Source organism: Ruegeria sp. C10 (genome assembly GCF_056537805.1).
This window is the reverse complement of the sequence record NZ_JBQFSC010000004.1, coordinates 185,321-211,619: the sequence shown is the minus strand read 5'-3', so window position 1 is coordinate 211,619 and position 26,299 is coordinate 185,321. Positions and strand designations below refer to the sequence as shown.

28 protein-coding genes are annotated in these 26,299 nt (G+C 59.2%); 20 read left to right on the top strand and 8 right to left on the bottom strand.

The genetic code is table 11. The annotated features are described in order from the left end of the window. Window positions 1–13: 13 nt before the first annotated feature. The 6 genes from ACR0DE_RS17375 (at window position 14) to ACR0DE_RS17350 (ending at window position 6,290) form a co-directional block, all read left to right on the top strand. The gene (locus ACR0DE_RS17375; protein WP_480754457.1) at window positions 14–691 is read left to right on the top strand and encodes an SURF1 family protein; all 678 of its coding nucleotides are present in this window, start codon (window positions 14–16) and stop codon (window positions 689–691) included. Further along, window positions 688–2,076 (top strand): threonine synthase, encoded by a 1,389-nt coding sequence (thrC, locus tag ACR0DE_RS17370; RefSeq protein WP_480754455.1) that lies wholly within the window; start codon window positions 688–690, stop codon window positions 2,074–2,076. Before ACR0DE_RS17375 ends, thrC begins: the two co-directional genes overlap by 4 nt. Next, a complete protein-coding gene (locus ACR0DE_RS17365; protein ID WP_170397310.1) occupies window positions 2,073–3,335 on the top strand; it encodes a M16 family metallopeptidase in 1,263 nt (420 codons plus the stop codon). Before thrC ends, ACR0DE_RS17365 begins: the two co-directional genes overlap by 4 nt. Next, the gene (locus ACR0DE_RS17360; RefSeq protein ID WP_480561164.1) at window positions 3,335–3,919 is read left to right on the top strand and encodes a GNAT family N-acetyltransferase; all 585 of its coding nucleotides are present in this window, start codon (window positions 3,335–3,337) and stop codon (window positions 3,917–3,919) included. The genes ACR0DE_RS17365 and ACR0DE_RS17360 overlap by 1 nt, the downstream gene beginning before the upstream one ends. Window positions 3,920–4,047: 128 nt before the next feature. After that, window positions 4,048–4,839 carry an MBL fold metallo-hydrolase gene (locus ACR0DE_RS17355; protein WP_480587201.1) on the top strand — a complete coding sequence of 264 codons (792 nt, stop codon included), beginning with the start codon at window positions 4,048–4,050 and terminating at the stop codon, window positions 4,837–4,839. A 38-nt stretch (window positions 4,840–4,877) separates the two neighbouring features. After that, window positions 4,878–6,290: an FAD-binding oxidoreductase gene (locus ACR0DE_RS17350; protein ID WP_480754454.1), complete on the top strand. Its 1,413-nt coding sequence runs from the start codon at window positions 4,878–4,880 to the stop codon at window positions 6,288–6,290. A 39-nt stretch (window positions 6,291–6,329) separates the two neighbouring features. Here the strand turns inward: ACR0DE_RS17350 and ACR0DE_RS17345 are convergent, their stop codons facing one another. The 3 genes from ACR0DE_RS17345 to ACR0DE_RS17335 all read right to left on the bottom strand — a co-directional run bounded on the left by ACR0DE_RS17345 (window position 6,330) and on the right by ACR0DE_RS17335 (window position 7,740). Then, window positions 6,330–6,812, bottom strand: a complete 483-nt coding sequence (locus ACR0DE_RS17345) for a fasciclin domain-containing protein (protein ID WP_170424274.1) — start codon at window positions 6,810–6,812, stop codon at window positions 6,330–6,332. 171 nt (window positions 6,813–6,983) lie between these two features. After that, window positions 6,984–7,523, bottom strand: coding sequence for an adenine phosphoribosyltransferase (locus tag ACR0DE_RS17340; protein WP_010441681.1), 540 nt, complete (start codon window positions 7,521–7,523; stop codon window positions 6,984–6,986). An 82-nt stretch (window positions 7,524–7,605) separates the two neighbouring features. Then, window positions 7,606–7,740, bottom strand: a complete 135-nt coding sequence (locus ACR0DE_RS17335; RefSeq protein ID WP_255612018.1) for a hypothetical protein — start codon at window positions 7,738–7,740, stop codon at window positions 7,606–7,608. A gap of 107 nt (window positions 7,741–7,847) precedes the next feature. Here ACR0DE_RS17335 and ACR0DE_RS17330 point away from each other — a divergent pair, with 107 nt between their 5' ends. After that, window positions 7,848–8,021 (top strand): hypothetical protein, encoded by a 174-nt coding sequence (locus ACR0DE_RS17330; protein ID WP_170404284.1) that lies wholly within the window; start codon window positions 7,848–7,850, stop codon window positions 8,019–8,021. 2 nt (window positions 8,022–8,023) lie between these two features. On the opposite strand, the gene ACR0DE_RS17325 is transcribed toward ACR0DE_RS17330, so the two are convergent. Next, on the bottom strand, window positions 8,024–8,653 hold the full coding sequence (locus tag ACR0DE_RS17325) for a LysE family translocator (protein WP_170397298.1): 630 nt from the start codon (window positions 8,651–8,653) through the stop codon (window positions 8,024–8,026). 284 nt (window positions 8,654–8,937) lie between these two features. Here ACR0DE_RS17325 and ACR0DE_RS17320 point away from each other — a divergent pair, with 284 nt between their 5' ends. Then, window positions 8,938–9,795: an alpha/beta hydrolase gene (locus ACR0DE_RS17320; protein ID WP_480754449.1), complete on the top strand. Its 858-nt coding sequence runs from the start codon at window positions 8,938–8,940 to the stop codon at window positions 9,793–9,795. A gap of 2 nt (window positions 9,796–9,797) precedes the next feature. On the opposite strand, the gene ACR0DE_RS17315 is transcribed toward ACR0DE_RS17320, so the two are convergent. Then, window positions 9,798–10,670 (bottom strand): S-methyl-5'-thioadenosine phosphorylase, encoded by an 873-nt coding sequence (locus ACR0DE_RS17315; protein ID WP_480754447.1) that lies wholly within the window; start codon window positions 10,668–10,670, stop codon window positions 9,798–9,800. A 205-nt stretch (window positions 10,671–10,875) separates the two neighbouring features. On the opposite strand from ACR0DE_RS17315, the gene ACR0DE_RS17310 reads away from it, so the two are divergent. After that, window positions 10,876–12,510: a SulP family inorganic anion transporter gene (locus ACR0DE_RS17310; RefSeq protein WP_170404268.1), complete on the top strand. Its 1,635-nt coding sequence runs from the start codon at window positions 10,876–10,878 to the stop codon at window positions 12,508–12,510. Window positions 12,511–12,540: 30 nt separating this feature from the next. Here ACR0DE_RS17310 and ACR0DE_RS17305 read toward each other — a convergent pair whose 3' ends face one another. Beyond that, window positions 12,541–13,185, bottom strand: a complete 645-nt coding sequence (locus ACR0DE_RS17305) for a CatB-related O-acetyltransferase (protein ID WP_170397291.1) — start codon at window positions 13,183–13,185, stop codon at window positions 12,541–12,543. After that, complete coding sequence (locus ACR0DE_RS17300) at window positions 13,185–13,790, bottom strand: flavin reductase family protein (protein ID WP_480754444.1); 606 nt, start codon at window positions 13,788–13,790, stop codon at window positions 13,185–13,187. Before ACR0DE_RS17300 ends, ACR0DE_RS17305 begins: the two co-directional genes overlap by 1 nt. A 72-nt stretch (window positions 13,791–13,862) precedes the next feature. Here ACR0DE_RS17300 and ACR0DE_RS17295 point away from each other — a divergent pair, with 72 nt between their 5' ends. The 5 genes from ACR0DE_RS17295 to ACR0DE_RS17275 all read left to right on the top strand — a co-directional run bounded on the left by ACR0DE_RS17295 (window position 13,863) and on the right by ACR0DE_RS17275 (window position 16,913). Next, window positions 13,863–14,357, top strand: a complete 495-nt coding sequence (locus tag ACR0DE_RS17295) for a GNAT family N-acetyltransferase (protein WP_480737445.1) — start codon at window positions 13,863–13,865, stop codon at window positions 14,355–14,357. Between the two features lie 53 nt (window positions 14,358–14,410). Beyond that, window positions 14,411–15,178, top strand: coding sequence for an EcsC family protein (locus ACR0DE_RS17290; protein ID WP_480737293.1), 768 nt, complete (start codon window positions 14,411–14,413; stop codon window positions 15,176–15,178). Window positions 15,179–15,258: 80 nt separating this feature from the next. Then, window positions 15,259–15,744 carry an NUDIX hydrolase gene (locus ACR0DE_RS17285; protein ID WP_480754442.1) on the top strand — a complete coding sequence of 162 codons (486 nt, stop codon included), beginning with the start codon at window positions 15,259–15,261 and terminating at the stop codon, window positions 15,742–15,744. 71 nt (window positions 15,745–15,815) lie between these two features. Next, the gene (locus ACR0DE_RS17280; RefSeq protein WP_170397281.1) at window positions 15,816–16,271 is read left to right on the top strand and encodes a DUF1178 family protein; all 456 of its coding nucleotides are present in this window, start codon (window positions 15,816–15,818) and stop codon (window positions 16,269–16,271) included. A gap of 3 nt (window positions 16,272–16,274) precedes the next feature. After that, on the top strand, window positions 16,275–16,913 hold the full coding sequence (locus tag ACR0DE_RS17275; protein ID WP_480754440.1) for an SDR family NAD(P)-dependent oxidoreductase: 639 nt from the start codon (window positions 16,275–16,277) through the stop codon (window positions 16,911–16,913). Here the strand turns inward: ACR0DE_RS17275 and ACR0DE_RS17270 are convergent. Further along, window positions 16,907–17,263 (bottom strand): hypothetical protein, encoded by a 357-nt coding sequence (locus tag ACR0DE_RS17270; RefSeq protein ID WP_170397277.1) that lies wholly within the window; start codon window positions 17,261–17,263, stop codon window positions 16,907–16,909. The two genes, ACR0DE_RS17275 and ACR0DE_RS17270, sit on opposite strands and share 7 nt — an antisense overlap. Before the next feature lie 155 nt (window positions 17,264–17,418). Between ACR0DE_RS17270 and ACR0DE_RS17265 the strand changes: the two genes are divergently transcribed. The 6 genes from ACR0DE_RS17265 (at window position 17,419) to ACR0DE_RS17240 (ending at window position 26,244) form a co-directional block, all read left to right on the top strand. Next, window positions 17,419–18,657: an aspartate kinase gene (locus tag ACR0DE_RS17265; RefSeq protein ID WP_170397275.1), complete on the top strand. Its 1,239-nt coding sequence runs from the start codon at window positions 17,419–17,421 to the stop codon at window positions 18,655–18,657. Between the two features lie 45 nt (window positions 18,658–18,702). Further along, on the top strand, window positions 18,703–20,946 hold the full coding sequence (ptsP, locus tag ACR0DE_RS17260; RefSeq protein WP_170511353.1) for a phosphoenolpyruvate--protein phosphotransferase: 2,244 nt from the start codon (window positions 18,703–18,705) through the stop codon (window positions 20,944–20,946). A gap of 165 nt (window positions 20,947–21,111) precedes the next feature. Further along, window positions 21,112–22,557 carry a glucose-6-phosphate dehydrogenase gene (gene zwf / locus ACR0DE_RS17255; RefSeq protein ID WP_170663861.1) on the top strand — a complete coding sequence of 482 codons (1,446 nt, stop codon included), beginning with the start codon at window positions 21,112–21,114 and terminating at the stop codon, window positions 22,555–22,557. Between the two features lie 2 nt (window positions 22,558–22,559). Next, window positions 22,560–24,365, top strand: coding sequence for a phosphogluconate dehydratase (gene edd / locus ACR0DE_RS17250; RefSeq protein WP_480754437.1), 1,806 nt, complete (start codon window positions 22,560–22,562; stop codon window positions 24,363–24,365). A 4-nt stretch (window positions 24,366–24,369) separates the two neighbouring features. Continuing rightward, window positions 24,370–25,002, top strand: coding sequence for a bifunctional 4-hydroxy-2-oxoglutarate aldolase/2-dehydro-3-deoxy-phosphogluconate aldolase (locus ACR0DE_RS17245; RefSeq protein ID WP_480754435.1), 633 nt, complete (start codon window positions 24,370–24,372; stop codon window positions 25,000–25,002). A 51-nt stretch (window positions 25,003–25,053) separates the two neighbouring features. After that, on the top strand, window positions 25,054–26,244 hold the full coding sequence (locus ACR0DE_RS17240; protein WP_480754433.1) for a pyridoxal-phosphate-dependent aminotransferase family protein: 1,191 nt from the start codon (window positions 25,054–25,056) through the stop codon (window positions 26,242–26,244). The last annotated feature ends 55 nt before the right edge of the window (window positions 26,245–26,299 follow it).

Here is a 26,299-nt window from a genome sequence, read left to right as displayed (position 1 = left end):
GTCTGATCCCAATATGCGTCGCATTCTGTTTCTGCTGATCTTCGGCCTTGCCGGTCTGGGCCTGCTGCTGTCGCTGGGCATTTGGCAACTGCAGCGGCTGACCTGGAAACAGGAGGTGCTGGCCGAGATCGAAAGCCGCATCGCTGCCGATCCTGTCGACATGCCATTGCAGGTGTCCGAAGATGCGGACAAATACCTGCCGGTGACGGTGACAGGCGAGATCGAACCGGGCGAGATCCACGTTTTGGTTTCGGTCAAGCAGGTGGGGCCGGGGTATCGGATCATCCAGTCCTTTACCACCGACGACCGGACTATTCTGGTGGATCGCGGTTTTGTGCCGACCACAGCCAAGCAGGCTGTTCGCCTGACTGGCCCGATGGAAATCACCGGCAACCTGCACTGGCCCGATGAAGTCGATGGCTACACGCCTGACGCAGATATTGACGGCAACATCTGGTTCGCCCGCGATGTGCCCAATCTGGCCGCCGCGCTGGGGGCTGAGCCGGTGTTGCTGATTGCCCGCTCGGAAACCGATCCGAATGTAACGCCAATGCCGGTGGATACGGCGGGCATCCCCAACGATCATTTGCAATATGCAATCATCTGGTTTGGTCTTGCTCTGGTCTGGGCCGCAATGACCGGATACTTCCTGTGGCGCAGCCGCGCCAATTCCGAAAGTGACGCGACATGAAATACATCTCGACCCGCGGGCAAGCGCCCGAACTGACCTTTGAAGAGGCGATGCTGACCGGACTGGCCCGTGATGGTGGTCTGTACTTGCCCGCTGAAATTCCGGTGATGTCGCAGGACGAAATTGCTGCGTTGGCTGGCCTGTCCTATGAAGAAATCGCATTCCGCGTGATGTGGCCTTATGTGAGCGGCTCGTTCTCCGATGATGAGTTCAAAAAGATCATAGCGCGCGCTTATGAGGGCTTCGGCCATGACGCCCGCGCGCCGTTGAAGCAGCTGAACGAGAACCATTTTCTACTGGAGCTGTTTCACGGACCCACGCTGGCTTTCAAAGACTTCGCCATGCAGCTAATCGGCCAGCTGTTCCAGGTCGCGCTCAAACGGCGCGAAGATCGCGTTACCATTGTCGGCGCGACGAGCGGTGACACCGGTTCTGCCGCAATCGAAGCGTTCCGTGGCCTGGATGCGGTGGATGTGTTCATCCTGTTCCCGCATGGCCGTGTTTCGGAAGTGCAACGCCGTCAGATGACGACTCCTGCCGACAGCAATGTGCACGCTTTGGCCGTGGATGGCGATTTCGATGACTGTCAGGCCGCGCTGAAAGACATGTTCAACAATTTCGACTTCCGTGATGGGGTGAAGCTGGCCGGGGTGAACTCGATCAACTTCGCCCGTGTGCTGGCACAGATCGTTTACTATTTCTCCGCCGCCGTCAGCCTCGGCGCGCCACATCGCAAGGTCAGCTTTACCGTGCCGACAGGGAATTTCGGTGATATCTTCGCAGGCTATCTGGCCAAACGCATGGGGCTGCCCATCGATCGTCTGGTGGTGGCGACCAACCAGAACGACATCCTGCACCGTTGCCTCTCAGGCGAGGGGTATTTCAAGGGTGACACGATCCCTTCGATCAGCCCGTCGATGGATATTCAGGTCAGCTCGAACTTTGAACGTGCACTGTACTACGCCTATGGCGAAGATGGCGGCGCAGTCGCTCAGTTGATGGATGAACTCAAGAGCGGAGGCTTCAATGTCAGCCAAGGCGCGATGGAGGCTCTGCGAGAAAGCTTTGACTCGGGCCGCGTTTCTGAGGACGAGACGCTTGAGACGATCAGGCGCACGATGGTCCACAGCGCCGAGTTGGTTTGTCCGCACACCGCCGTTGGGATCAAAGTGGCTGAAGACCACCGCGCTGCCGATGTGCCCATGATCACGCTCGCAACCGCGCATCCCGCGAAGTTCCCGGCGGCGGTCGAGAAGGCAAGCGGCGAACATCCGCCTCTTCCATCCCGCATGTCTGATCTGTATGAACGTCCGGAACGGGTGACCCGCGTTGCGAACGATCTGGGTGCCCTTGAGGATCATATCAGAAGGCATATTGCTGAGTGACAGTCAGACAGGACCAACTGAAGAACGGATTTCGTGTCGTCAGTGAACATATGCCGGGGCTGCAATCTGCGGCCATCGGCATCTGGGTAACCGCCGGTGGGCGGCACGAGCGGATCGAGCAGAACGGTATCGCGCATTTCCTTGAGCATATGGCGTTCAAGGGAACCCAGCGGCGTTCTGCGCTGCAAATTGCCGAAGCGATCGAGGATGTGGGCGGGTACATCAACGCCTATACCTCGCGCGAAGTTACGGCCTATTATGCACGCGTATTGAAGGACGATGTGGCGCTGGCCATGGATGTCATCGGCGACATCGTCCTGAACCCGGTGTTCGACCCGCGCGAGATCGAGGTCGAGCGCGGCGTGATCCTGCAGGAAATCGGTCAGGCCTATGACACACCTGACGATGTGATCTTTGACTGGCTGCAAGAGCAGAGCTATCACGACCAGCCCCTTGGCCGCACCATTCTGGGCCCGACCGAGCGCGTCAGTGCGTTTTCCCGCGAGGACTTGTCTGGTTTCGTGGCCGAACACTACGGGCCGGAACAGATGATCCTGTCTGCAGCTGGAGCTGTGGACCACGATGCGCTGATGAAACTGGCCGAAGAGATGTTCGGCCACCTGCAGCCGCGCAAGGGTCTGATCCCCGACGCTGCGCGGTTCACTGGTGGTGAGGCGCGGCAGGAGAAAGAACTGGAGCAGGCGCATTTCGCGCTGGCGCTGGAAAGTCCGGGCTATCGCGATGATGCGATCTATACGGCCCAGATTTACTCGACCGCTCTGGGTGGAGGCATGTCCTCGCGCCTGTTTCAGGAAGTGCGCGAAACTCGCGGGCTTTGTTATACGATCTTTGCTCAGACCGGTGCTTATGCGGATACCGGTACGACAACGATTTACGCAGGCACCTCGGCCGATCAGGTGGGCGAATTGGCGACGATTACCATCGACGAGATGAAGCGCGCTGCCGAAGACATGAGCGCAGAAGAGGTTGCCCGCGCGCGGGCCCAGATGAAGGCCGGGATGCTGATGGGGCTGGAAAGCCCGTCGAACCGGGCCGAACGTCTGGCGCGGCTGGTGCAGATCTGGGGACGTGTGCCCTCGCTTGAGGACACCGTGGCCAAGATCGATGCGGTCAGCACTGAGGACGTGCGTGCCTTTGCCGAAGACATGGCAGTCAAAGCCCCTGCAGCGCTGGCGCTGTATGGGCCGGTCTCGGGCGCACCGACGCTGGTGGATCTGCAGGAGAGGCGTGCGGCGTGATGCTGTTAGGCAGACGCAAGCTGAAACTCGAAACCGAGCGCTTGACGCTGCGCCCGCCCATGCATTCCGACTTCAACGACTGGACCGCCTTGCGGCGTGCTTCAAAGGACTATCTGGTGCCGTGGGAGCCGGTTTGGGCCAAGGACCATCTGAGCCGAAAGTCGTTTACCAACCGGGTCTATTGGGCCCAGCGCTCAGTCGCGGGTGGTACGGCGATACCTCTGTTCCTGTTTCGTCGCACAGACAATATTCTGCTGGGGGCGATCACGTTGGACAATGTTCGCCGTGGTCCGGCGCAGGCTGGCACCTTAGGCTATTGGACCGGGCAGGCCTTTGCGCGTCAGGGGTTCATGCGCGAAGCAATTGGCGCCGTTGTTCATCACGCCTTCACCCGTCTGGATTTAAGCCGGATCGAGGCCGCGTGTTTGCCTGAGAACAAGGCCTCTCGCGGTCTGCTGGAAAGCTCAGGCTTCAAATACGAAGGCGTGGCGCAGTCTTATCTGCAGATCAATGGGCGCTGGCGAACACATGTTCTGTATGCCAGCCTAAGGTCCGATCGTCGGGGCAAGACTGAGGCAGGCTAGAGGGCTCTGCCGCCAGGCATGGCAAGCCTCCTGTCATGGAGATGTCCGTGGCCAGATCAACAAGGGCATGACTTGTTGGCCCATTGCGCTACACTTGCCCTATGTGGCGGTTTGTTGCGGGACTGATGATGATTGCAGGCGGGGCTGTGGCGCAGGAGCGGCGGCCTAGTCACTGCATCGCCATCGCAGATGCGGCACCGGGGATTGAATATCTTCACAAAGCGGCGTGGCAGGATCCCGTGCCCGAGTTTTCGGTTCGTATCAGCTATGTCGCGCATGCATCGTTTCTGATCCAGACACAGGGCGGGCTGAACGCGGTGACCGATTTCACCGGTTTTATCGGCGGCGCTGCGCTAATTCCTGACGTGGTCACAATGAACCATGCGCACAGCACCCACTGGACTGCCCATCCCGATCCGGCCATCCCGTATGTCTTGCCGGGCTGGGGCGAGTTCGGCGAAGGCATCGAGCACCATCTTGATCTGGGTGAGATGCTGATTCGCAATGTGTCGACCGATATTCGTTCGGCCTATGGCGGTATTGAAGATCGCGGAAACTCGATCTTTGTGTTCGAGGTCGAAGGGTTGTGCATCGGCCATCTGGGGCATCTGCATCACATTCCGTCGGATGAACAATTCGCTGCACTGGGTCGGCTGGATGTGGTCATGGCGGCGGTGGACGGAGGCACCACGATGCCCTTGCCCGAGATGGTTCAGGTTCTGAAACGCCTCAAAAGCTCGGTCATTATTCCGATGCATTGGTTCTCGGACTTTTCGCTTGAGCGGTTTCTGGTGGATATTCGGGATGAATTCCCAGTTGAACGGGATGGGGTGTCCGAGATTGTCGTCTCGTTGCGCACGCTGCCCGACAGGCCGACGGTTGTGGTGCTGGAGCCTCAGTACCTGATAGAGCTGGAATAGGGCTTGTCGCGGCCCGTGGCCTTTGGCAGGGAAGAGCCATGAAACTGAACTCTGCAGACAGCCGCCTTGCCGAAGCAATCAGAGCCCGATTGGGTGCTGACGTTTTGCGCCCGATTGCAGATCGTTACCTTGAAGAGCCGCGTCAGCGGTTTGTCGGGCAGCCCGGTTTGCTTGCCTTGCCGCGCACCGTGGAAGATGTGTCGGCTCTGGTGCAATTGGCCGCAGACGCTCGGGTGCCTGTTGTCCCTTATGGCGGCGGCACCGGTCTGGTAGGAGGGCAGGTTGTTCCGGATGGTCCTGTCCCTTTGATCGTTTCCCTGGAACGGATGACGGCGATACGCGCGACTTACCCCACCGAGAACATACTTGTGGCCGAGGCCGGTGCCATTCTGGCCGACGTCCAGACCGCCGCTGAAGATGCGGACCGTCTATTTCCCCTGTCGCTGGCTGCGCAGGGTTCTTGCCGGATTGGTGGCAATCTGGCCACCAATGCGGGTGGCGTGAATGTGCTGCGCTATGGCAATGCACGCGATCTGTGCCTGGGGCTTGAAGTGGTATTGCCCAGTGGTGAGATATGGCACGGGCTTAGCCGGTTGCGTAAGGACAACACCGGTTATGACCTGCGTAACCTGATGATCGGGTCCGAAGGGACACTTGGCATAATTACGGCGGCGGCGTTGAAGCTGTTCCCGCGACCCAGGGGCGTTGGAACCGCAATGTTTCAGGTCTCCTCACCCGAGGCTGCCATTGATCTGTTGTCAGTGGCGCGGGATCAAGTGGGGGAAGCGGTCAGTACGTTTGAGTTGATCCATGGGCAGGGCCTCGAATTCCTGACCGAGGTTCTGCCCGACGTGCGGCAACCCTTTGCGGCAACACCAGAATGGAGTGTGTTGATCGAGCTGGGCCTGTCTGTCGGCCAAGACCCTTCGGACATGCTTGAGGCGATTTATGTCGCCGCTGATGAGCGCGATCTGGTCCGCGATGCGGTTATCGCGCAGAGCGAAGCACAGCGGTCCGAACTCTGGGCCGTGCGCGAGCGCATCCCCGAGGCCAACCGGCTGATCGGATCAGTTTCCAGCCATGATATCTCGGTCCCGATTTCCCGCATTCCAGAGTTCATTCGGCGCGGCGCGGATGTGGTGGCCGGGCAGGGGCCGTTTCGCGTGAACTGCTTTGGACATCTGGGCGACGGTAATCTGCATTATAACGTGTTTCCACCCGCCGGGCAGGACAAGTCAGAGTTTGTTGCGCAGCGGGGCGCGGTCAAACGCGCGGTACATGATCTGGTTCATGAATTTGGTGGATCGGTCAGTGCCGAACACGGTGTCGGTCGGCTCAAAACAGATGATCTGGAACGCTATGGCGATCCGGTCAAGATGCAGGCCATGAGGGCGATCAAAGCAGCGCTTGATCCTCAAGGGATTATGAACCCCGGGGCGGTTCTGGCCTAATAGACGCGCCCCGGACGTATACCGGGGCGCTGCGGTTCTTTACGAAGCGGGCAGAATGACCTTGTCGATCACATGGATCACGCCGTTCTCGGCTTCGATATCGGCTTGCACAACGTTGGCATCATTCACCATGACGCCATTGTCGAGATCGATGGTGATATCTCCGCCCTGCACGGTGGCGGCGGTCATGTCATCGGACAGATCACCCGACATCACTTTGCCCGGGACAACGTGATAGGTCAGCACTGCGACCAACTGGTCCTTGTTTTCGGGCTTCAGCAGATTTTCGACCGTGCCCTCGGGCAGCGCTGCAAAAGCCTCATCCGTTGGGGCGAAAACGGTGAACGGCCCTTCGCCTTTCAGCGTTTCAACCAGTTCGGCGGCCTGAACGGCAGCGACGAGCGTTTCAAAACTGCCCGCGCCCACCGCAGTATCGACGATATCCTTGGCGTGCCCATCTGCCAAAGCAGAGGTGGTCAACAGAAGACTGGCAACTCCAGCAACAGCGAATTTGCGCAACATGACATGATTTCCCTTGTTGAGAATGCCTTAGGTGGCATCATTCGGGGTACGCAGTCAGGTCGCGACAAGATCACAGAATCCAGAGGCAACTGTTTCTTGAATGTGACCCCAATCGCGCTAAGCCTGCGGCGCACGCGATTTCCAGTCACGAGTTTGTGAATTTTGTGGAGATCAGAGCCCTTCGAACTCGCACAGAACGTGCACGTCCATGCCCAAATCTTCCAGCGCCTTGCGACCACCCAATTCGGGCAGATCGATGATGAACGCGCATGAGATGATCTCGCCGCCCAGCCGTTCGATCAGCTTGATCCCCGCGGCGGCGGTGCCTCCGGTAGCCAGAAGATCATCAACGACCAGGATCTTCTCACCCGGCTGGATGGCGTCATCGTGAATTTCGACGATCGCCTCGCCATATTCCAGCTTGTAGTCCTGGCTGATCGTGGTGCCGGGCAGTTTGCCCTTTTTGCGGATCGGCACGAATCCAACGCTCAGCTGGTGGGCAATCGCACCGCCCAGAATAAAGCCGCGCGCCTCAAGGCCCACAACCTTGTCGATTCGCTCACCGGCGTAAGGGTGCAACATCTGGTCGATTGCCATGCGGAACCCGCGCGGGTCGGCAAACAGGGTGGTGACATCGCGGAACATGATCCCTTCATGCGGGAAATCGACGATGGTCCGAATGTAATCCTTGACCGTTTTGTTTCTGGACATGGGCCACCCCTTTGGCATCAAACACGCGCGGGGTATTTCGCCCATAAGGTGCGGTCATGCAAGAGAACTCTGGCCCCTGCGGCTACTTGCTGCGGCCGCGCATGGCGTTAGGCAGGCCGTAGTAGCGATACAGCGCGTTCGGAAGCCAGGACAGGTGCGGCTTGCGCCAGTTGCGTTGATCCCGAAGAAGAATGGCTTGCGCGACATGAAGGTTCATTGCTTTAATCTCACTTTTGCTGTTATGTGCGCGATATCTACATTTTATATTCTATGTATATACAATGCATCGCGCTTAGAATCAAGGGCAGGACGGGGACTGGACGTGTGACCAAGAAAGATGGAAAGAAATCTACCAAGAAAAACAGTCAGTTGATTTTGCGCCTCGACAAGGATGAGCGCGATGCATTCGTCGAGTTGTGCAGGGATCTGGACACCTCCGCCGCCCGCGAAATTCGCCGGTTTATCCGGGGGTTCATGAAGGAAAACGCTGAAAACTGAAATCACGCCGGGCGGCGCAGAACCGCTGTGGCGATGCCCATTCCGATCAGGGTCAACCCTCCGAACCGGGTCATGGTCGTGATGACATTCGCGCGTCCGATCATCCGGCGCAGCTTGTCCGCCAGCAGCGCGTAGGCCAGCGCGTTCAACCCCGCGAGACCCACAAATGTTGCGATCAGGATCGCGAATTGCGGACCCAAAGGCTCGGCTGGACGCAAGAATTGCGGTACGAAAGCGATGAAGAAGGCAATGGACTTCGGGTTCAGCGCGGTGACTGCAGCGGCATGGCCAAAAACACTGCGGGCGGTCACGTCACGTTCGGTTTCAATTGCTTGCAGCCCGCCCGACGGCGCGCTGCGCAGGAGTTTGACACCAAGCCAGACAAGATAGGCTGCCCCAACCCATTTCAGCACGGTAAACAGTGTGGCAGAGGCCAGCACCAGCGCCCCCAGCCCCAGCAGCGACGCGGTCATCGCCACCAAATCCCCCAATGCGACCCCAGTGGCCGAGGCAACCGCCACACTGCGTCCTTTCGACAGCGCATAGCTAAGCACCAGCAACACGGTCGGGCCTGGGATCAGCAGCAGCGCGGTCGAAGCGGCCACAAAGGCCAGCCAGATTTCAATGGACATGGAGTATCCTATTAAAGTGTTTCCCACAGCAAGCCTTGGCACGACGTATTGGTCAAGCCTTTGCGGGCACATTCTCGTGGTGAAACACCGACTCCAACGGGTTGGCGTTCGGATTTGCGAAGCCGGGGGCGCCTAAATACCGAGGACATGGGGCAGGGAATTCAGGCGTGCAATGCGATCTGGGATTGCCGCAACAGGTTTAAGATTGGATGAAGCTTGGCTTATGCATCTTGAAACGCCTCCAATGTACACCACTCTCGCAATGCGACCCAAAGGAGGGAGCCATGGTTCAAACCCAACACGCTGAGGCCGATACCGGCCGCGCCAGATCCGGTGTCGAGCGCCTCAAAAGCATCTTGGTAGGACTGCTTTTGGCCGGGGCGATCTTGTATGCGGGCGTCCTCGGATACATGTTTTTCAACCAGCAATCTCTGCTGTACAAACCCGAAGGTACGTTACCGGATCCGGCTTCGGTGGGGTTGGCGGATGTTGATGCGCTGTCGCTGACAATGGCTGATGGTACTGCCCTGACGGTCTGGGCTGCACCCGCTGCAATCCCGGATGCACCGACCGTCCTATTCTTCCACGGCCAAAGCGGCAATCTGGGGGACCGTGCTGAACGGCTGCGCGAAATCCTCAACTCGGGCTACGGGCTGCTTGCCCCCAGCTATCGCGGCTTTCCGGGCAGCGAAGGCGAGCCCTCGGAACTGGCGCTGATCTCTGATGGAGTTCAGCTCTATGACAGGCTGGCGGGTCAGGGCAAAGCTGTGGTGCTGCACGGTCAGAGCCTCGGCACCGGCATTGCTGCCGCTGTGGCAGCCGAGCGTCCCGATGCAGAACTTCTGGTGCTTGAGGCCCCGTTCACTGCAACCGTTGATGTCGCGGCGGAACGCTATCCTTTCCTGCCGGTCTCAGCCTTGATGAGGGATCAGTTCGCCACACGTGATCTTATCGAACAGATCTCGGTGCCGACGTTGATTTTTCACGGCACCGAGGATGAAACTATTCCACTGCATCACGGAAAAGCTCTGGCCGAGATGTCCGATACCGCGCAGATTTACGTGATCCCCGACGGTACCCACAACGATTTGTGGTCGCATGGCCTATGGGACGAGGTGCAAAAGAAACTGTCGCAGTACTGAGTTTATAACACCCGCCCAGCCACAGCATCCAGCTTGGCCAACAATTCCGGATCGCGCTTTTCAGGCGCGGTCAGGATGGCATACTCCAGCGCCTGGTCGCAGCCATGCGGGCAGGGCGCACGGTCGGTCCCCAGCAGAGTGGGCAGACCTTTGACCAATGCCCGGCCTTTTTCCGCATTACCGGTCAGCGTGGCGATGATCGCGGCCACGTCGACTTCACCGTGATCAGGGTGCCAGCTGTCATAGTCGGTGACCATGGCGATTGAGGCATAACAAAGCTCGGCCTCGCGGGCGAGTTTCGCTTCGGGCATGTTGGTCATGCCGATCACGTCGCACCCCCATTGTTCGCGATATAATTTGGATTCCGCCAATGACGAGAATTGCGGTCCTTCCATCGCCAGATAGGTTCCACCTCGGTGGATGGTGATGCCAGCCGTCTTGCCAGCAGTCTCGCAAGCGTCCGACAGGCGCGGGCAGGTCGGATGCGCAACACTGACATGGGCGACGCAGCCAGTCCCGAAAAAGCTCTTTTCACGGGCAAATGTTCGATCGATGAACTGATCCACGATCACGAAATCACCCGGCGCCATATGTTCGCGGAACGACCCGCAGGCCGAGACCGAGATCACATCCGTAACGCCAAGCCGTTTCAACGCGTCGATATTGGCGCGATAGGGCACCTCGGTCGGCGAGTGCGCATGTCCGCGACCGTGACGTGGCAAGAAGGCCATTTCGACCCCATCCAGCGACCCGGTCAGGATCTGATCCGACGGATCGCCCCATGGCGTTTCTACTGTGACCCACTCGGCATTCTCCAGACCATCGATGTCATAAATGCCCGATCCTCCAATGACGGCGATTTTTGTTTGGGTCACGAGTGCTCTCCGTTGAAAATTCCTGCTGTGTGAGTTCTGCGGGCCACAGCTTCATTTGACAAGTGGGTTCAACGGTTTGTGTGCGCTTGGGTCAAGCTATGCGCACGGCGCATATCAGGGTCCCGCCTGGCGCGGTATCTCAAGACCGGTTTGACCGCTAGAAGGCCCCTTTCGCGCGAACAAAACCGACCAACAGGACCGATCCATGCCCCGAGCCATGCTGGCAAGCTTTGCCAATCGTATAGCCAAACCCGATTTGCGCTGGGTCCCGGATGAGGGATTGACCTTTTCCCGCCTGCGGATCGAGTTGCTGTCCGGTCTCACCGTCGCCTTGGCGCTGGTCCCCGAAGCCGTGGCCTTTGCCTTTGTCGCCGGGGTGCACCCTCTGGTCGGGCTTTATGCCGCATTCCTGGTTGGTCTGATCACTGCGTTGATCGGTGGTCGCCCCGGCATGATCTCGGGCGCAACCGGGGCGCTTGCGGTTGTCATGGTCGCATTGGTTGCGCAGCACGGGGTCGAATACCTGTTCGCTACAGTGGTGCTGATGGGGATTATGCAGATTATCGCAGGAGCGATGCATTGGGGCCGGTTCATCCGTCTTGTGCCGCACCCGGTGATGCTGGGCTTTGTGAACGGCCTGGCGATTGTGATCTTTCTGGCGCAGCTGGGGCAATTCAAAGTGCCCGGAACCATGGAAAATACCGGCCACGGCATGGGCGGTGGCGAGTGGCTTTCAGGCCTACAGCTCTACACAATGCTGGGTCTGGTTGCTCTGACCATGGCTGTGATCTGGATCATGCCCCGCATCACCCGCGTCATCCCAGCGCCTCTGGCCGGGATTTTTGTTGTCGCTGCTTTGGTCATTGGCATTGGGCTGGACGTCCCGCGTGTCGGTGATCTGGCTTCGATCGAAGGCGGCCTGCCCAGCTTCCATATACCTATGGTGCCGCTGAACTGGGAGACCTTTGAAATCATCCTGCCCTATGCCCTGATCCTTGCCGCAATCGGTCTGATAGAATCCCTGCTGACGCTGAACCTTGTGGGTGAGATTACCGGCAAGCGCGGTGGTGCCTCGCAGGAATGTATCGCGCAAGGCACAGCGAACGTGGTCACTGGCTTCTTCGGCGGTATGGGCGGTTGTGCGATGATCGGTCAGTCGATGATCAACGTGAAGTCAGGCGGGCGCACGCGTATCGCAGGTATCGCTGCAGCGCTATTTCTGTTGCTCTTCATCCTCGTGGGTTCGCCTCTGATCGAGCAGATTCCACTGGCCGCACTTGTCGGTGTGATGTTCATGGTGGTGATCGGAACCTTCGCCTGGAATTCGCTGAAGATCATGCGCAAGGTGCCTTTGATGGATGCGTTCGTGATCGTACTGGTGACAGTCGTCACCGTGATGGAAGACCTTGCGGTGGCTGTTGTGGTCGGTGTTATTGTCTCTGCCCTGGCTTATGCATGGAATAACGCCAAACGCATCCACGCGGTTACGCGCGACTCGGAAACGGAAGAAGGGGCGAAGGTCTATGAAATTCAGGGCCCGCTGTTCTTTGGCTCGTCCGAGGGCTTCGTGGAGCTGTTCGACGTAAGAAACGACCCCGAAACCGTCATCATCGACTTTGCAGCCAGCCGTGTGGTGGACCAATCCGCGCTGCAGGCTATCGAAAACATCGCCGCCAAATACGAAGCTGCTGGCAAACGCGTCATGCTGCGGCACCTGAGCCGTGACTGTCATACGCTGCTGAACAAGGCCGGCCATCTGATGGTCGACAGCGATGATGACCCGGATTACGAACTGGCCGTGGATTATTCGGTCCGCACCGGTATTCTGGGCGGGCACTGAATACGCGAAAGGGCGGCCGGATTGGCCGCCTTATATCTCAGAAGCAATGCGCTCCAACGCATCGATATTGCCTGAAAGCAAGGCATCTTCGGCCCGAGTGATGGTTTCTGCGGGCCAATCCCACCATCGCAAGTCTTGCAGCCTTTCAATCACATCGCGATCAAAACGATAGCGCCGGACTTTTGCCGGATTGCCGGTAACGACTGCATAGGGTGGAACCTGACCCCGCACGACCGAGCCTGCGCCAACAATCGCGCCATTTCCGATCTGCGCTCCGGGTAAAATCAAAGCTCCGTAACCGATCCAGACATCGTGCCCGATAACGGTATCACGTGTATCAGGCTGGTAGCCTGACATGCGATCCGGATCGAAGATTGGAAATGGAAAGCAGGTCAAGCCATCGGTCGCGTGATTTGCGGAGGCAGTGATAAACCTTACTCCATGAGCGATTTGGCAGAACTTGCCCAGCATCAGCTTTTCTTCTGAAAAGGGAAACAGATACGGTGCAAGCCGCTGCGCCCAGTCCTTCGGTGCATCGAAATCCGACGCATAAGTGTAAGCTCCTGCCTCAAAGCGGGGATGATCGATGGCCTGAGACAGAAACACTGTTCCGTTGTGGCTAGAGCCGTCGGGCAGAACAATCGGATATCTGCGTGTAGGATCAGGCAGTGGCATTAGTCATCCGGGCGTGAAAGGCTGAACAATTCTGTCACCACAGAATAGTCCCGATAACCCAACCGCGCGAGCGGGTTGAATGAGGTCACGTCAAGTTTGCCGTCACGGATGTGGTCATCGTGCAGGTGCACACCAGTGACCTCTCCGAACACCACCCGATTGGACTCACCCGGCAGAGTTACGATCTGAGTAAGTTTGCATTCCAGCGCTGCGGGCGCTCCCTCGACCCGAGAGCAATTTATGGTTTCGCATTCAACTGGTGTCAGCCCAGCATGAGCGAACTCGTCGACGTGCTTTTCCAAACCCTCTGAGCTGGCATTCATTGCGTCGCGATGCGCATGGGCCACCACGTTGACGCAGAATACCTTCGTGGCCTCGATGTTGGCGATGCTGTCCTTGCCGCCATCCTGATCGTGTTTGGAGCCGGTTGAGGCGAACATCACCTGAGGCGGTGTATAAGCGACACCATTGAAGAAGGAATACGGGGCCAGGTTGTTGATCCCGTCAGCATCGCGCGTCGAAATCCAGCCGATCGGGCGTGGGGTTATGATGGCGTTGAAGGGGTTGTGTGGCAGGCCGTGGCCGTCTTCGGGGCGATAGAACATATGGACTCCAAGCGTTTGCCCAAGGCCTATCGAAGTGCTAGGGCGATTTCCAGCAAGGATAAGAGGGCGCGCGTGCAGCAATTCAAGATCAGGCCGGAAGAGCCGGAAGACTGGTGGGAGGTCGAAGCGCTCTATGACCTGTGCTTTGCTCCGGGGCGCGAGGCGTTGTCGTCTTATCGTCTGCGTGATGACGTGCCGCCTGTCGCTGGCCTGTCGCAGGTCGCGCGCGATGGGCAGGGCATTCTGGCTGGTGCAATCCGGTTCTGGCCCGTGCATGTGGGTGAACATGACGCGCTGCTGCTAGGTCCAGTGGCGGTCCACCCGACCCATCAAGGCGAAGGGTTGGGCGGATATCTGATCCATCAGGGGGTAGAGGCCGGGCGCGCCAAAGGGTGGGATCGCGTCATGCTTGTGGGCGATGCGCCCTATTATGCCCGGTTCGGGTTCACCCCGCTGACGGGTGTCGAAATGCCCCCGCCCACCAACCCTGATCGCATACTGGGTTTGGAACTGACCCCCGGAGTTTGGTCCGGAATTCAGGGACTTGTTAGTCGCTGGACCCGTTGACCCATTGAAAACCCGCTGCAAAGTCCCGATGTTTTCAGGACAGGAGGGCACAGATGCAGGACGTGGTTCTTGTCGAAAAACTCGATCCCGAGGCCGAGCTTGATCGGCTTGCGCAGCTGTATGGTGCGGCAGGTGGCGTAGGAGTGAATCTGCTGAACAAGCTTGGTGGTTCGGCGGAATCCTTATTGGATCAGTTGCCTAAACCGGTGCGAGAAGGTCTGACCGAAGCAACCGAACAGGCGCTTTGGCTTGCCATGCATGCGGCCGAAGGCTCTCGGCGTGCCGTGCCGGACCAGAAACCATGGGTCAACACAGTCTTGACTACTGCCATGGGCGCAGCCGGAGGTCTGGGTGGAGTGTCCACAGCACTTGTCGAGCTGCCCGCGACAACCGCCATGATGCTGCGCGCGATCCAAGGCGCAGCGATGCGGGAAGGGTTTGATCCGACCGCCGAGAACGTGAAATTCGACTCGATCCGAGTGTTGTCAGCCGCAGGTCCTTTGGCCGAGGATGACGGGGCTGATCTGGGCTTTTTCTCAATGCGCATGACCCTGACCGGACCGACCATGCAACGCCTCATTGCGATGGTGGCGCCGCGCCTGTCCGTAGTGCTGGGCCAGAAGCTGGCGGCGCAGTCTGTACCGTTGCTTGGGGCGCTTGCCGGGGGCGGTACAAATTTTGTCTATACTCGCTACTACCAGCAGATCGCGCATGTGCATTTTGGGCTGCGTCGATTGGCGATTGATGCCGACATCCCTCATGACGAGCTGGTGCGGCGCTTGTCGGGGCGGATGGCTCTTAATAAGGGCGCTTTCCCGTAAAGCTTGGCAGACTTTGCCGGATATGATAAATATCACTTTATAAACCGCAACATAAGCGGAGCGAGCAGTGGATATGAACCGTGTTTGACGGGCGCAGTAGTGGTGCGATTGCCGGGCTTTCGGCAGAAAACCTCTCCCTTTCCGGGGCGCTGCCTGTTTATGCTCAATCCGCTGCGCTTTGCTATCGAACCAATGATGACCTGCCAGAGATTTTGTTGATCACAACGCGCAGGGCGCGGCGCTGGATCATCCCGAAGGGGTGGTTGATCAACGGGCTGACCCCGTCTGAAACAGCCGCCCGCGAGGCCTGGGAAGAGGCTGGTGTTTTGGGGCAGTGCGGAAGCGAAAGCCTTGGTCGGTTTGCCTATATCAAGAACCGGCCTGGCAAGCCATCGGCGCTGTGTCTAGTTGATGTGTTTCCGCTGCATGTGCAGCGATCCGAGGCGCATTTTCCCGAAGCGGGTGAGCGCAGGCGCAAATGGGTTTCGCCCAAAAAGGCATCGTTGAAGGTGTCGTCGCCCGATCTTGCTGCGCTTTTGGGTGGATTCGGGTTGCATCGGCAATAGCGGGCCAAGATCAAGACTTGATATTGCCATGTTGGTCGGTATCTATTCGCCAACCGGATTTTGGATGTGATATGATTCAATACGCATTGAAATGCAGCAATGACCACAGCTTTGACAGTTGGTTTCAATCCGCAGCCGCCTTTGACAAACTGTCAGCGGCCGGGTTGGTAACCTGCGCGGTATGCGGCTGCGACAAGGTGGAAAAGGCGGTGATGACACCGCGTGTCCGGCCTGCGCGCAAGGCGGTGACCGAGGTTGCACCAGCGCAGCCTTCTGCGGATGAGATCAGCATGGCAACACCTTCGCCCGAGATCGCTGAGGTCCTCAGCGAACTGCGTCGAAAGGTCGAGGAAAACTCGGACTATGTGGGCAAGGATTTCGCCAAAGAAGCCCGCAAAATCCATCTGGGGGATGCGCCCGAGCGCGCAATCTATGGTGAGGCCAAGCCCGAAGAGGCGCAATCGCTGATTGAAGACGGCGTGCCGGTCGCACCGCTGCCGTTTGTTCCTAGCCGCAAAACCAACTGACCCATGCACATCGTAGTTACGGGCGCGAACCGAGGGATCGGGAAATCCATTGCGGATCAGTATCGTGCAGAAGGTCATGAAGTGACCGGAACTGCCCGGGACGGTAGCGCAGATATCGTGCTGGATGTCACGGACCCAGAACAGCACGCTGCGATGGCCGAGCAACTGCGAGGCCGCCAGATTGACCTGCTGATCTGCAATGCGGGCGTTTATCTGGACAAAGGACACGACATTAGTGGCTATCCCGCCGAGATGTGGGCGCAAAGCTTCGCCGCCAACGTGACAGGCGTGTTTCTTACCATACAGTCCTTGTTGCCGAACCTGCGAACCGCGCGGGGCCGGATCGCCATCGTTTCGTCTCAGATGGCGTCACATACGCGCGCGCCGGGTGGCAGCTATATCTACCGTGCGTCAAAGGCGGCGGCGCTGAATTTGGGCCGCAACCTAGCGACTGACCTACAGGCGGATGGCATTGCGGTGGGAATCTACCATCCGGGCTGGGTGCAGACGGACATGGGCGGAGCTGCGGCAGAGATCACGGTCGATCAGGCGGCAAACGGCTTGATCGAGCGATTTGCGGCTCTCTCGCTCGATACTACCGGTTGTTTTGAAACCTGGGATGGTCGGGCGCACCCTTACTGAGAGTTCAGGGCCGCCTTGGGGATTTCGTAGACTTCACCGGGATCAATGAAGATCACCATGATATCACCGCGTGTCTCATAGGTCAGTTTCGATGTCGAACTGCTGGAATCCGGCACGCCTTTGGTGAAGTAAATCCGCCGGACCTCGCCAGTGTTCAACTGAACCGCCAACGTCGCCGTTCCATCTTCGCGCTTCCGCAATTCGGCCGGACAACTGGCCAGTGTATCACCTGCCAATGCAGCGCATGGAACGGTGCCTAATGAGTTCTCGCCATCCGTTCCCGATAGGGTGGCCACTTGGGCATTTGCGGCAGTCGAAACCAAGCTTAGGGCAAGGGCAAAGCGGAACATTGAAATCCTCGTGGAATAAGACTTTGATCGAACGCTTACACCACGCACGACCAAAGTAAAGCACTGCGGTGCAGACTTTGCCCACTTGCCCTTGCGCCCCCCCTCGCATAAGAGGCACGGGATCAGAAATTCAAGGCGCGGAGACACTAGCCCCCATGCCCGTACTCGTGATGAAATTCGGCGGCACATCGGTCGCCAATCTGGACCGGATCCGCCGTGCTGCCAAACGGGTTGGTGTCGAGGTAGCTAAAGGCTATGACGTCATCGTCATCGTTTCGGCGATGTCCGGCAAGACCAACGAGCTGGTGGGCTGGGTCGATGAAATCTCTCCGCTCTATGACGCGCGCGAATATGATGCCGTTGTCTCCTCTGGTGAAAACGTTACAGCTGGCCTGATGGCGCTGACCCTGCAGGAAATGGACATCCCGGCGCGCAGCTGGCAGGGTTGGCAGGTGCCGCTGATCACCAACGGTGCCCATTCAGCGGCCCGGATCGAAGAAATCCCGCCCGAGAATATCAACCAGAAATTCGGCGAAGGGATGCGCGTTGCGGTGGTCGCGGGCTTCCAGGGCATCAGCCCCGAAGGTCGCATCACCACGCTGGGTCGGGGCGGTTCGGACACCACCGCCGTGGCTTTTGCTGCCGCTTTCGAAGCCGAGCGCTGCGACATCTATACGGATGTGGACGGTGTCTATACGACCGACCCGCGCATCTGTGAAAAGGCGCGCAAGCTGGACAAAATCTCGTTCGAGGAAATGCTCGAACTGGCCTCGCTGGGGGCCAAAGTGCTTCAAACCCGCTCGGTCGAGCTGGCGATGCGCTACAAGGTGAAACTGCGCGTTCTTTCAAGCTTTGAGGAACAATCCGACGAGGCCGGTACACTGGTCTGCGACGAGGAGGATATCATGGAATCCAATGTTGTGGCCGGTGTGGCCTATTCCCGCGACGAAGCCAAGATGACCGTCGTTTCCGTGGCGGACCGCCCCGGCATCGCCTCGATCATCTTTACCGCGCTCAGCGACGAGGGCGTGAACGTGGACATGATCGTCCAGAATATCTCGGACGAAGGGCGCACCGACATGACCTTCTCCTGTCCGACCAATCAGGTCTCCCGCGCCGAAAAGGCATTGTTGGCGATCAAGGATCAGGGTGAGCTGAACTACGCCGAACTGGTTGCGGATGAGGACGTTTGCAAGGTCTCAGTTGTCGGGATCGGCATGCGTTCGCAATCCGGTGTTGCGGCCAAGATGTTCAAGATTCTCTCGGATGAGGGGATTAACATCAAGGTCATTACAACCTCCGAGATCAAAATTTCCGTCCTGATCGACAGGAAATACATGGAACTTGCGGTTCAGGCACTGCATGATGCCTTTGAACTGGACAAGGCGGCCTGAGCTTTCAGCCAAGTGTCCTGTCTGAAACCGTAACGTGGGTGGGCCATGGCGGAAGGCACGGAAACAGAATCTCGCAAGTTGCTGGGACGGCTGCGCGAAGAAATGGCGAGCGAAGCCGCCGGTCAGGAACGTCTTGACCGGATCACGCACCTGATCGCCGACAGTACCGGTCGCGAAGTTTGCTCGATCTACCTGTTTCGGGATGAGGATACGCTTGAACTGTGCGCCACCGAAGGTCTGTCCCCAGAAGCGGTGCACAAGACGCGGATGCGTATGGGCGAAGGGCTGGTCGGTCGCGTCGCCAAATCTGGCAAGGTGGTGAATACGGCGGACGCGCCCTCGGCCAAGGGCTTTCGGTACATGCCGGAAACTGGCGAGGAACGGTATTCGTCCTTTCTTGGTGTGCCGGTACAGCGTCTGGGTCAGAAACTGGGCGTGCTGGTGGTTCAGTCCCGGGACGCGCGCGAGTTTTCAGCGGACGAGGTTTATGCGCTGGAAGTTGTCGCGATGGTTCTGGCCGAAATGGCCGAACTGGGCGCGTTCGTCGGAGAAGGCGCGGCCTTGTCACCGCTGCACCAGCAATCGGTGCAACTTACCGGTGGCCCGGCGCAGGAGGGATCTGCTGAAGGCCATGTCTGGCTGCATGAACCTCGTGTTGTTGTCACCAATCCCATTGCCGAAGACCCGCATCGTGAGCGTGAGCGGCTGACCGAGGCCGTTGAAGAGCTACGCGTCGGCGTCGACAAGATGCTTGAGATTTCTCAGGGCGGCGACAAGGAGCAGTTGCAGGTTCTGGAAGCCTACCGGATGTTCGCCAACTCCAAGGGTTGGATGCGCCGGATGGAGGAGGACATCGCTCTTGGTCTCAGCGCAGAGGCGGCGGTCGAGAAAGAACAATCTCAGGCGCGGGCCCGCATGGGGCAGGTCACCGATCCGTATTTACGTGAACGGTTGGCCGATCTGGACGACCTCAGCAATCGGTTGCTGCGAATTTTGACTGGACAGGGCAACGGCAACGGGGCTGACCTGCCGCCCGATCCGATCCTAATTGCGCGAAATATCGGCCCCGGTGATCTGCTGGAATATGGCCGTTCTCTCAAAGGGATCGTATTGGAAGAAGGCTCGGTCGGAAGCCATGCCACTATCGTGGCGCGCGCGTTGGCGATCCCACTGGTGGTGCATGTAGGCCGCATCACCACCGAAGCGCTGAATGGCGATCACATATTGGTGGATGGGGATAGCGGTGTCGTACATCTGCGCCCCGAGGACACCGTCGTTAGTGCTTTCCGTGATAAAATCGCGATGGAAGCCAAGGCGCAGGAACGCTACGCCTCGATCCGTGAAACGCCCACCGTCACGCAGGATGGTGCGCGAATCAACATGGTGATGAACGCGGGCCTGATGGCCGATTTGCCCTCGCTTAGTACCTCTGGCGCCGAAGGAGTGGGCCTGTTCCGCACCGAACTGCAGTTTCTGATCCGCAATCAGATGCCCAAGCGATCCGAGCTGGTGACGCAATACAAACGTGTCCTGGATGCTGCGGGAGAAAAGCGCGTGGTGTTCCGCACGCTCGATATCGGGTCAGATAAGGTTCTGCCTTATATGAAACATGTGGAAGAGCCGAACCCGGCGCTGGGCTGGCGGGCGATCCGAGTGGGTCTGGACAAGCGCGGCGTGATGCGGATGCAGTTGCAGGCGCTGATCCGGGCCGCCGATGGCCGCCCCCTGACGATCATGTTCCCGTTTGTCGCGCAGGCTGACGAATTCCGTGAGGCGCGCTGGGAGGTCAAGAAAACGATCGAGCGTGAACGGCGTCTGGGCCATGTTCTGCCTGAATCGCTCGAAGTGGGGGCGATGCTGGAAACGCCTTCACTTGCCTTTGCGCCGCAGAAGTTCTTTGACGAAGTCGGCTTTATCTCGATCGGTGGGAACGACCTGAAACAGTTTTTCTTCGCCGCCGACCGCGAAAATGAACTGGTTCGCCGTCGCTACGATACGCTGAATGTCAGCTTTCTGAGTTTCATTGAACGTATCGTTGAGAGATGCTCGATCTCGGACACACCGCTCAGCTTCTGTGGCGAAGATGCCGGTCGCCCGGTCGAGGCGCTGTGTCTCGCGGCCATGGGCATCCGTACCCTTTCGATGCGCCCGGCCTCAATCGGGCCGGTCAAAAGCCTGTTGTTGCGGTCGAACCTTCAGGATGTGCGTAAAATTATCGCCGATGCCCGCCATCGTGGGGAACAATCCGTGCGTCCGGCGGTGATGGACTGGCTGCGGACGCAGTCCTGACTGATCTTCCGCGATGCCAGCTGCAAATCCGCGCTTGATTTTTGCGCTCAGGTTTTCTATTCAGCCGGTGAATGTTAGCGATAACATAGCTAATGACGCACATGCGTTTTAATCCCGGGCTGAAACCTCGCTTATGCTGGCGGGGAATTCGAAAGGAGCCTTGCAATGGTCTCACGCGTAATTCCGGTAGATCCGTTCGACCTTGTGTTGTTCGGCGCGACGGGCGATTTGGCGCAGCGTAAAATCCTGCCGGGCCTCTATCATCGCTTCGAAGTCGGCCAGATGCCTGAGAATGCGCGCATCATTGGAACCGCCCGATCCGACATGGACAGCGACGGGTTCCGTGAACAGTTGCGTGCGTCGATGCAAGAGTTTGCGCCGGGTTTTAAAAAGGATACGCTTGATCGCTTTCTGTCCCGCGTCGAGTATGTTCCGGTAGATGCGCTTGGCGATGCGGGTTGGTCTGACCTTGCGGGAACGCTGCGACCGGATGTGGTACGCGCCTTCTATCTGTCAGTAGGCCCAAGCCTTTTCTCGGGCATCGCCCAACGTCTGAACGAGCACGGCCTGTCCACACCTGACAGTCGTATCGTGGTCGAGAAACCCTTTGGTCACGATCTGGCATCAGCCAAAGCGTTGAACGAAGGGCTGCGGGCCTGTTTTGAAGAACATCAGATTTACCGGATCGATCATTATCTGGGCAAGGAAACCGTGCAGAACCTGATGGCGCTGCGCTTTGCCAATTCGCTTTTCGAACCGCTCTGGAACGCCACTCATGTTGATAACGTCCAGATCACCGTGGCCGAAACCGTGGGCGTCGAAGGGCGCGGTGCTTATTATGATCAGTCCGGCGCGATGCGCGACATGATCCAGAACCATCTGGTTCAATTGCTGTGCCTGACGGCGATGGAACCGCCTTCGAAATTCTCACCCAACGCGGTGCGCGATGAGAAGGTCAAAGTGATCGAAGCGCTGGAGCCGGTGGAACCCAAGGATATCGCTCGTGGTCAGTACCGCACCGAAAAAGGGGGCGATGGCTATCTGGATCACGTCGGCAACCCCGCCAGCCGTACCGAAAGCTTCATTGCGCTGAAGGCGCATATCGGCAACTGGCGCTGGGCCGGTGTCCCGTTTTATCTGCGGACCGGCAAGCGCCTGCGCGCACGTGAATCCGAGATTGCAGTGTTCTTCCGCGACCCGCCGCATACGATTTTTCCGAATGTCGGCCCATTGCATGGCAACGTGCTGGTGATCCGCCTGCAACCGGACGAAGGGATCACGCTCCGCACCACCATCAAGGAACCGGGGCAGGGCGGGTTCCGCCTGTCCGACGTTGCACTCGATATGAGTTTCGCTGATGCGCTGGGCGACGACGGCCAATCCCCGGATGCCTATGAACGCCTGATCATGGATGTCATCCGCGGCGACCAGACTTTGTTCATGCGTGGCGATGAGGCCGAGGCCGCATGGGCCTGGGTCGATCCCATCATTCACGGCTGGGAAGAGCGTGGCGATAAGCCCGCGAAATACGATCAGGGCAGTTCGGGGCCCGAAGAAGCATTGATGCTGATGCATCGCGATGGGCGCCGCTGGCGTCAGATCGGAGGGTAATCATGGTCAACACAGTTATATCCGACGTCACCAAACGCATCATCGACCGCAGCGCCGATCTGCGTGGTCCGCATCTTGAACGAATGGAGCAGGCCAAATCCAAGGGCCCTGCGCGTGCGCACCTGTCCTGCAGCGGGCAGGCCCACGCCTATGCCGGGGCGGGCGAAGATCAGGACTCCATGGCCACCGGCACGGCTGGCAATCTGGGGATCGTCACCGCCTATAACGATATGCTCTCGGCCCATCAGCCTTTCGAACGCTACCCGGCCCTGATCCGCGATGCGATCCGCGCAGCAGGCGGCACAGCGCAGGTTGCAGGCGGCGTGCCAGCCATGTGCGACGGCGTCACCCAAGGCGAGGCGGGGATGGAACTCTCGCTGTTCTCGCGCGATGTGATCGCGTTGGCGACCGGAGTGGCGCTAAGCCACAACACTTATGACGCCGCCGTTTTCCTGGGCGTCTGTGACAAGATCGTGCCCGGCCTAATCATCGGCGCGCAAGCCTTTGGGCATCTTCCTGCCGTCTTCCTGCCTGCAGGTCCGATGACCAGTGGCCTGCCGAATGACGAAAAGGCCAAGGTCCGCCAGAAATTCGCCGCCGGAGAGGTGGGCCGCGAAGAGCTGATGAAGGCCGAAATGGCCGCATATCACGGCCCCGGCACCTGCACCTTCTACGGAACTGCCAACACCAACCAGATGCTGATGGAGTTCATGGGCTTGCACCTGCCGGGCTCCAGCTTCGTCAATCCCAACACGCCCCTGCGCGATGCGCTGACCGAAGAAGGTGCGCGCCGCGCCCTTTCCCTTAGTGCACTAGGCAATCACTACACACCGGTCTGCCAGATCCTTGATGAGCGCGCTTTCGTCAATGGCATCGTCGGCCTGATGGCCACCGGCGGTTCCACTAACCTACTGATCCACCTGATCGCCATGGCGCGTGCCGGTGGTATCGTGCTGGACTGGGAGGATTTTTCCGACATCTCCGCTGTCGTGCCTTTGGTCGCGCGCGTCTATCCCAACGGTCTGGCAGACGTGAACCACTTCCACGCTGCGGGTGGCCTGGGCTTTGCCATCGGCACGCTGCTGGAAGATGGCTTGCTGCACCCCGATACGCTGACTGTCGCGGGGCAGGGCCTGCACAACTACACCAAAGAACCCAAGCTGAAAGACGGCGAGTTGGTCTGGGAAGAGGGCGCGGGCCACAGTCTGAACGAAAAGATCGTTCGCCCGGCCAAAGACCCGTTCCAACCCACGGGCGGGCTTTCTCGCTTGACGGGCAATCTGGGCACAGGGGTCATGAAGGTGTCGGCTGTAGCACCTGAACACCAAGTGGTCGAAGCGCCCGTGCGTGTATTCCACGACCAGAACGCCGTTAAAGCCGCTTTCAAAGCCGGAGAATTCACCGATGACGTCATCGTTGTTGTTCGCTTCCAAGGGCCAAAAGCCAATGGAATGCCCGAACTTCACTCGCTGACGCCGATCCTGTCGATCCTGCAGGGCAGGGGGCAGAAGGTGGCTCTGGTCACCGATGGCCGTATGTCGGGCGCATCCGGCAAAGTGCCCGCCGCCATCCATGTCTGCCCCGAGGCGCTGGATGGTGGACCGATCGCCTATCTGCAAGACGGTGACCTGTTGCGCGTTGATGCGGTCAAGGGCGAGTTGGAAATCCTGACCCCCGGTGTTCTCGACCGCAATCCGGCCACCGCCGACCTTACGGCAAACCAACACGGCGTTGGCCGTGACCTCTTCGGCGCCTTCCGTCAGAATGTCGGCTCAGCCGACACCGGCGCCAGCATTTTCGGAGTGTAACCCAATGTCCAAAACCCAACGCACCCGCGAGATCTGCGCGCTGGCCCCGATTGTTCCAGTCCTGGTCGTCGACGACGCGGCCCATGCGCGCCCGTTGGCCGAAGCTTTGGTCGCCGGTGGCCTCCCGGCGCTTGAAGTCACCTTGCGCACTCCCGCCGCGCTCGACGCGATCCGCGCCATGGCCAACGTCCCCGGCGGTGTTGTCGGGGCGGGTACACTGGTCACGCCCGAAGATGTCCGCGCTGCCAAAGAGGCTGGCGCTCAGTTCGGCGTCTCGCCCGGTGCGACCGATGCCCTGATCGCCGCCTGCGAAGCCGAAGGTCTGCCCCTTCTCCCCGGTGCGGCTACTGCAAGCGAAGCCATGGCTCTGCTGGAAAAGGGCTATGACATGCTGAAATTCTTCCCCGCCGAGGCCTCAGGAGGGGCTCCCGCCCTAAAAGCCATCGGCGCACCGCTACCGCAGATCACCTTCTGCCCAACTGGTGGCGTATCGCCGTCAAATGCCCTCGATTACCTGTCACTGACGAATGTTGTCTGCGCCGGCGGCAGCTGGGTCGCGCCCAAGCAGATGGTTCAAAACGGTGATTGGTCCGGGATCGAAACACTTGCCCGCGAGGCCGCCAGTCTGCTGGATTGACGCCGCAGGGCAAGACGCTAGGGTAGGCCTCAATTCAAACAGGTTGCCCTCATGACAAACCAAACCTCCCTCGCGCATGGGCGCGAGTATCTGGCCATCCCCGGCCCTTCGGTCATGCCCGATACGGTGCTGCAGGCGATGCACCGTCCGTCGCCCAATATCTATGACGGCGAATTGATCGAGATGATGCCCGCGCTCACCCGAGACTTGAAACGCGTTGCCGGAACCCAGCACAACGTCGCCATCTATATCGCCAACGGCCACGGTACATGGGAGGCTGCGCTTTCCAACGTCATCGCACCCGGTGAAACCGTGCTTGCCCCGGCCTCTGGCCGCTTCACCCACGGTTGGGCCGAGATGGCCGAAGGAATCGGCGCCAAGGTTGACCTGATCGATTTCGGCATGTCCTCGCCCTGGGATCTTGACCGCATCGCCGAGGCCCTGCGTAACGATACCAGCCTCAAGATCAAAGCGGTCCTTGCAGTCCACGTCGATACGTCCACATCGATCCGCAACGATATCCCGGCCCTGCGAGCGTTGCTCGACGACCTTGACCACCCAGCCTTGCTGATGGCTGACTGCATCGCGTCGATGGGCTGCGACCGGTTCGAGATGGATGCCTGGGGTGTCGACGTCACTGTCACGGCTTGCCAAAAGGGGCTTATGACCCCGGCGGGCACCAGCTTTGTCTTCTTCAACGACAAGGCGCAAGCCAAGCGCGCCACAATGCCCCGCGTCTCGCATTATTGGGACTGGCAACCACGCGCCAATCCAGATCTGTTCTATCAGTATTTTAACGGCACCGCGCCAACCCACCACCTGTATGGCCTGCGCGCCGCGCTCGACCTGATCCATGGCGAAGGGATCGAACAGGTCTGGGCCCGCCACGAACACCTGGCAACGGCCATCTGGGCCGCCTGTGAAATCTGGGCGCAAGGTGGCGCGCTGCATTTCAACGTCGCCGACCCGGCCCATCGCAGCCACGCGGTCACTGCCCTCCGCCTGACCGAGGGGCGCGGCACGCCGCTGCGCAGCTATACCGAAACCCAACTGGGTCTGACGCTGGGCATCGGTCTGGGAATGGAGGATTGGGATGGCTGCTTCCGCCTTGGCCACATGGGGCACATAAACGCTCAAATGGTCATGGCCATGCTGGGTGGCGTCGAAACCGCTATGGCTGCGCTCGATATCCCCCGTGGTCAGGGTGCGCTCGAAGCCGCCGCCGCGACGCTGGCCGGATAAGCCCGATCCGCCTCTTCATCTGGCCTAAAATACCTTCGGGGAAATCGCACTTGGG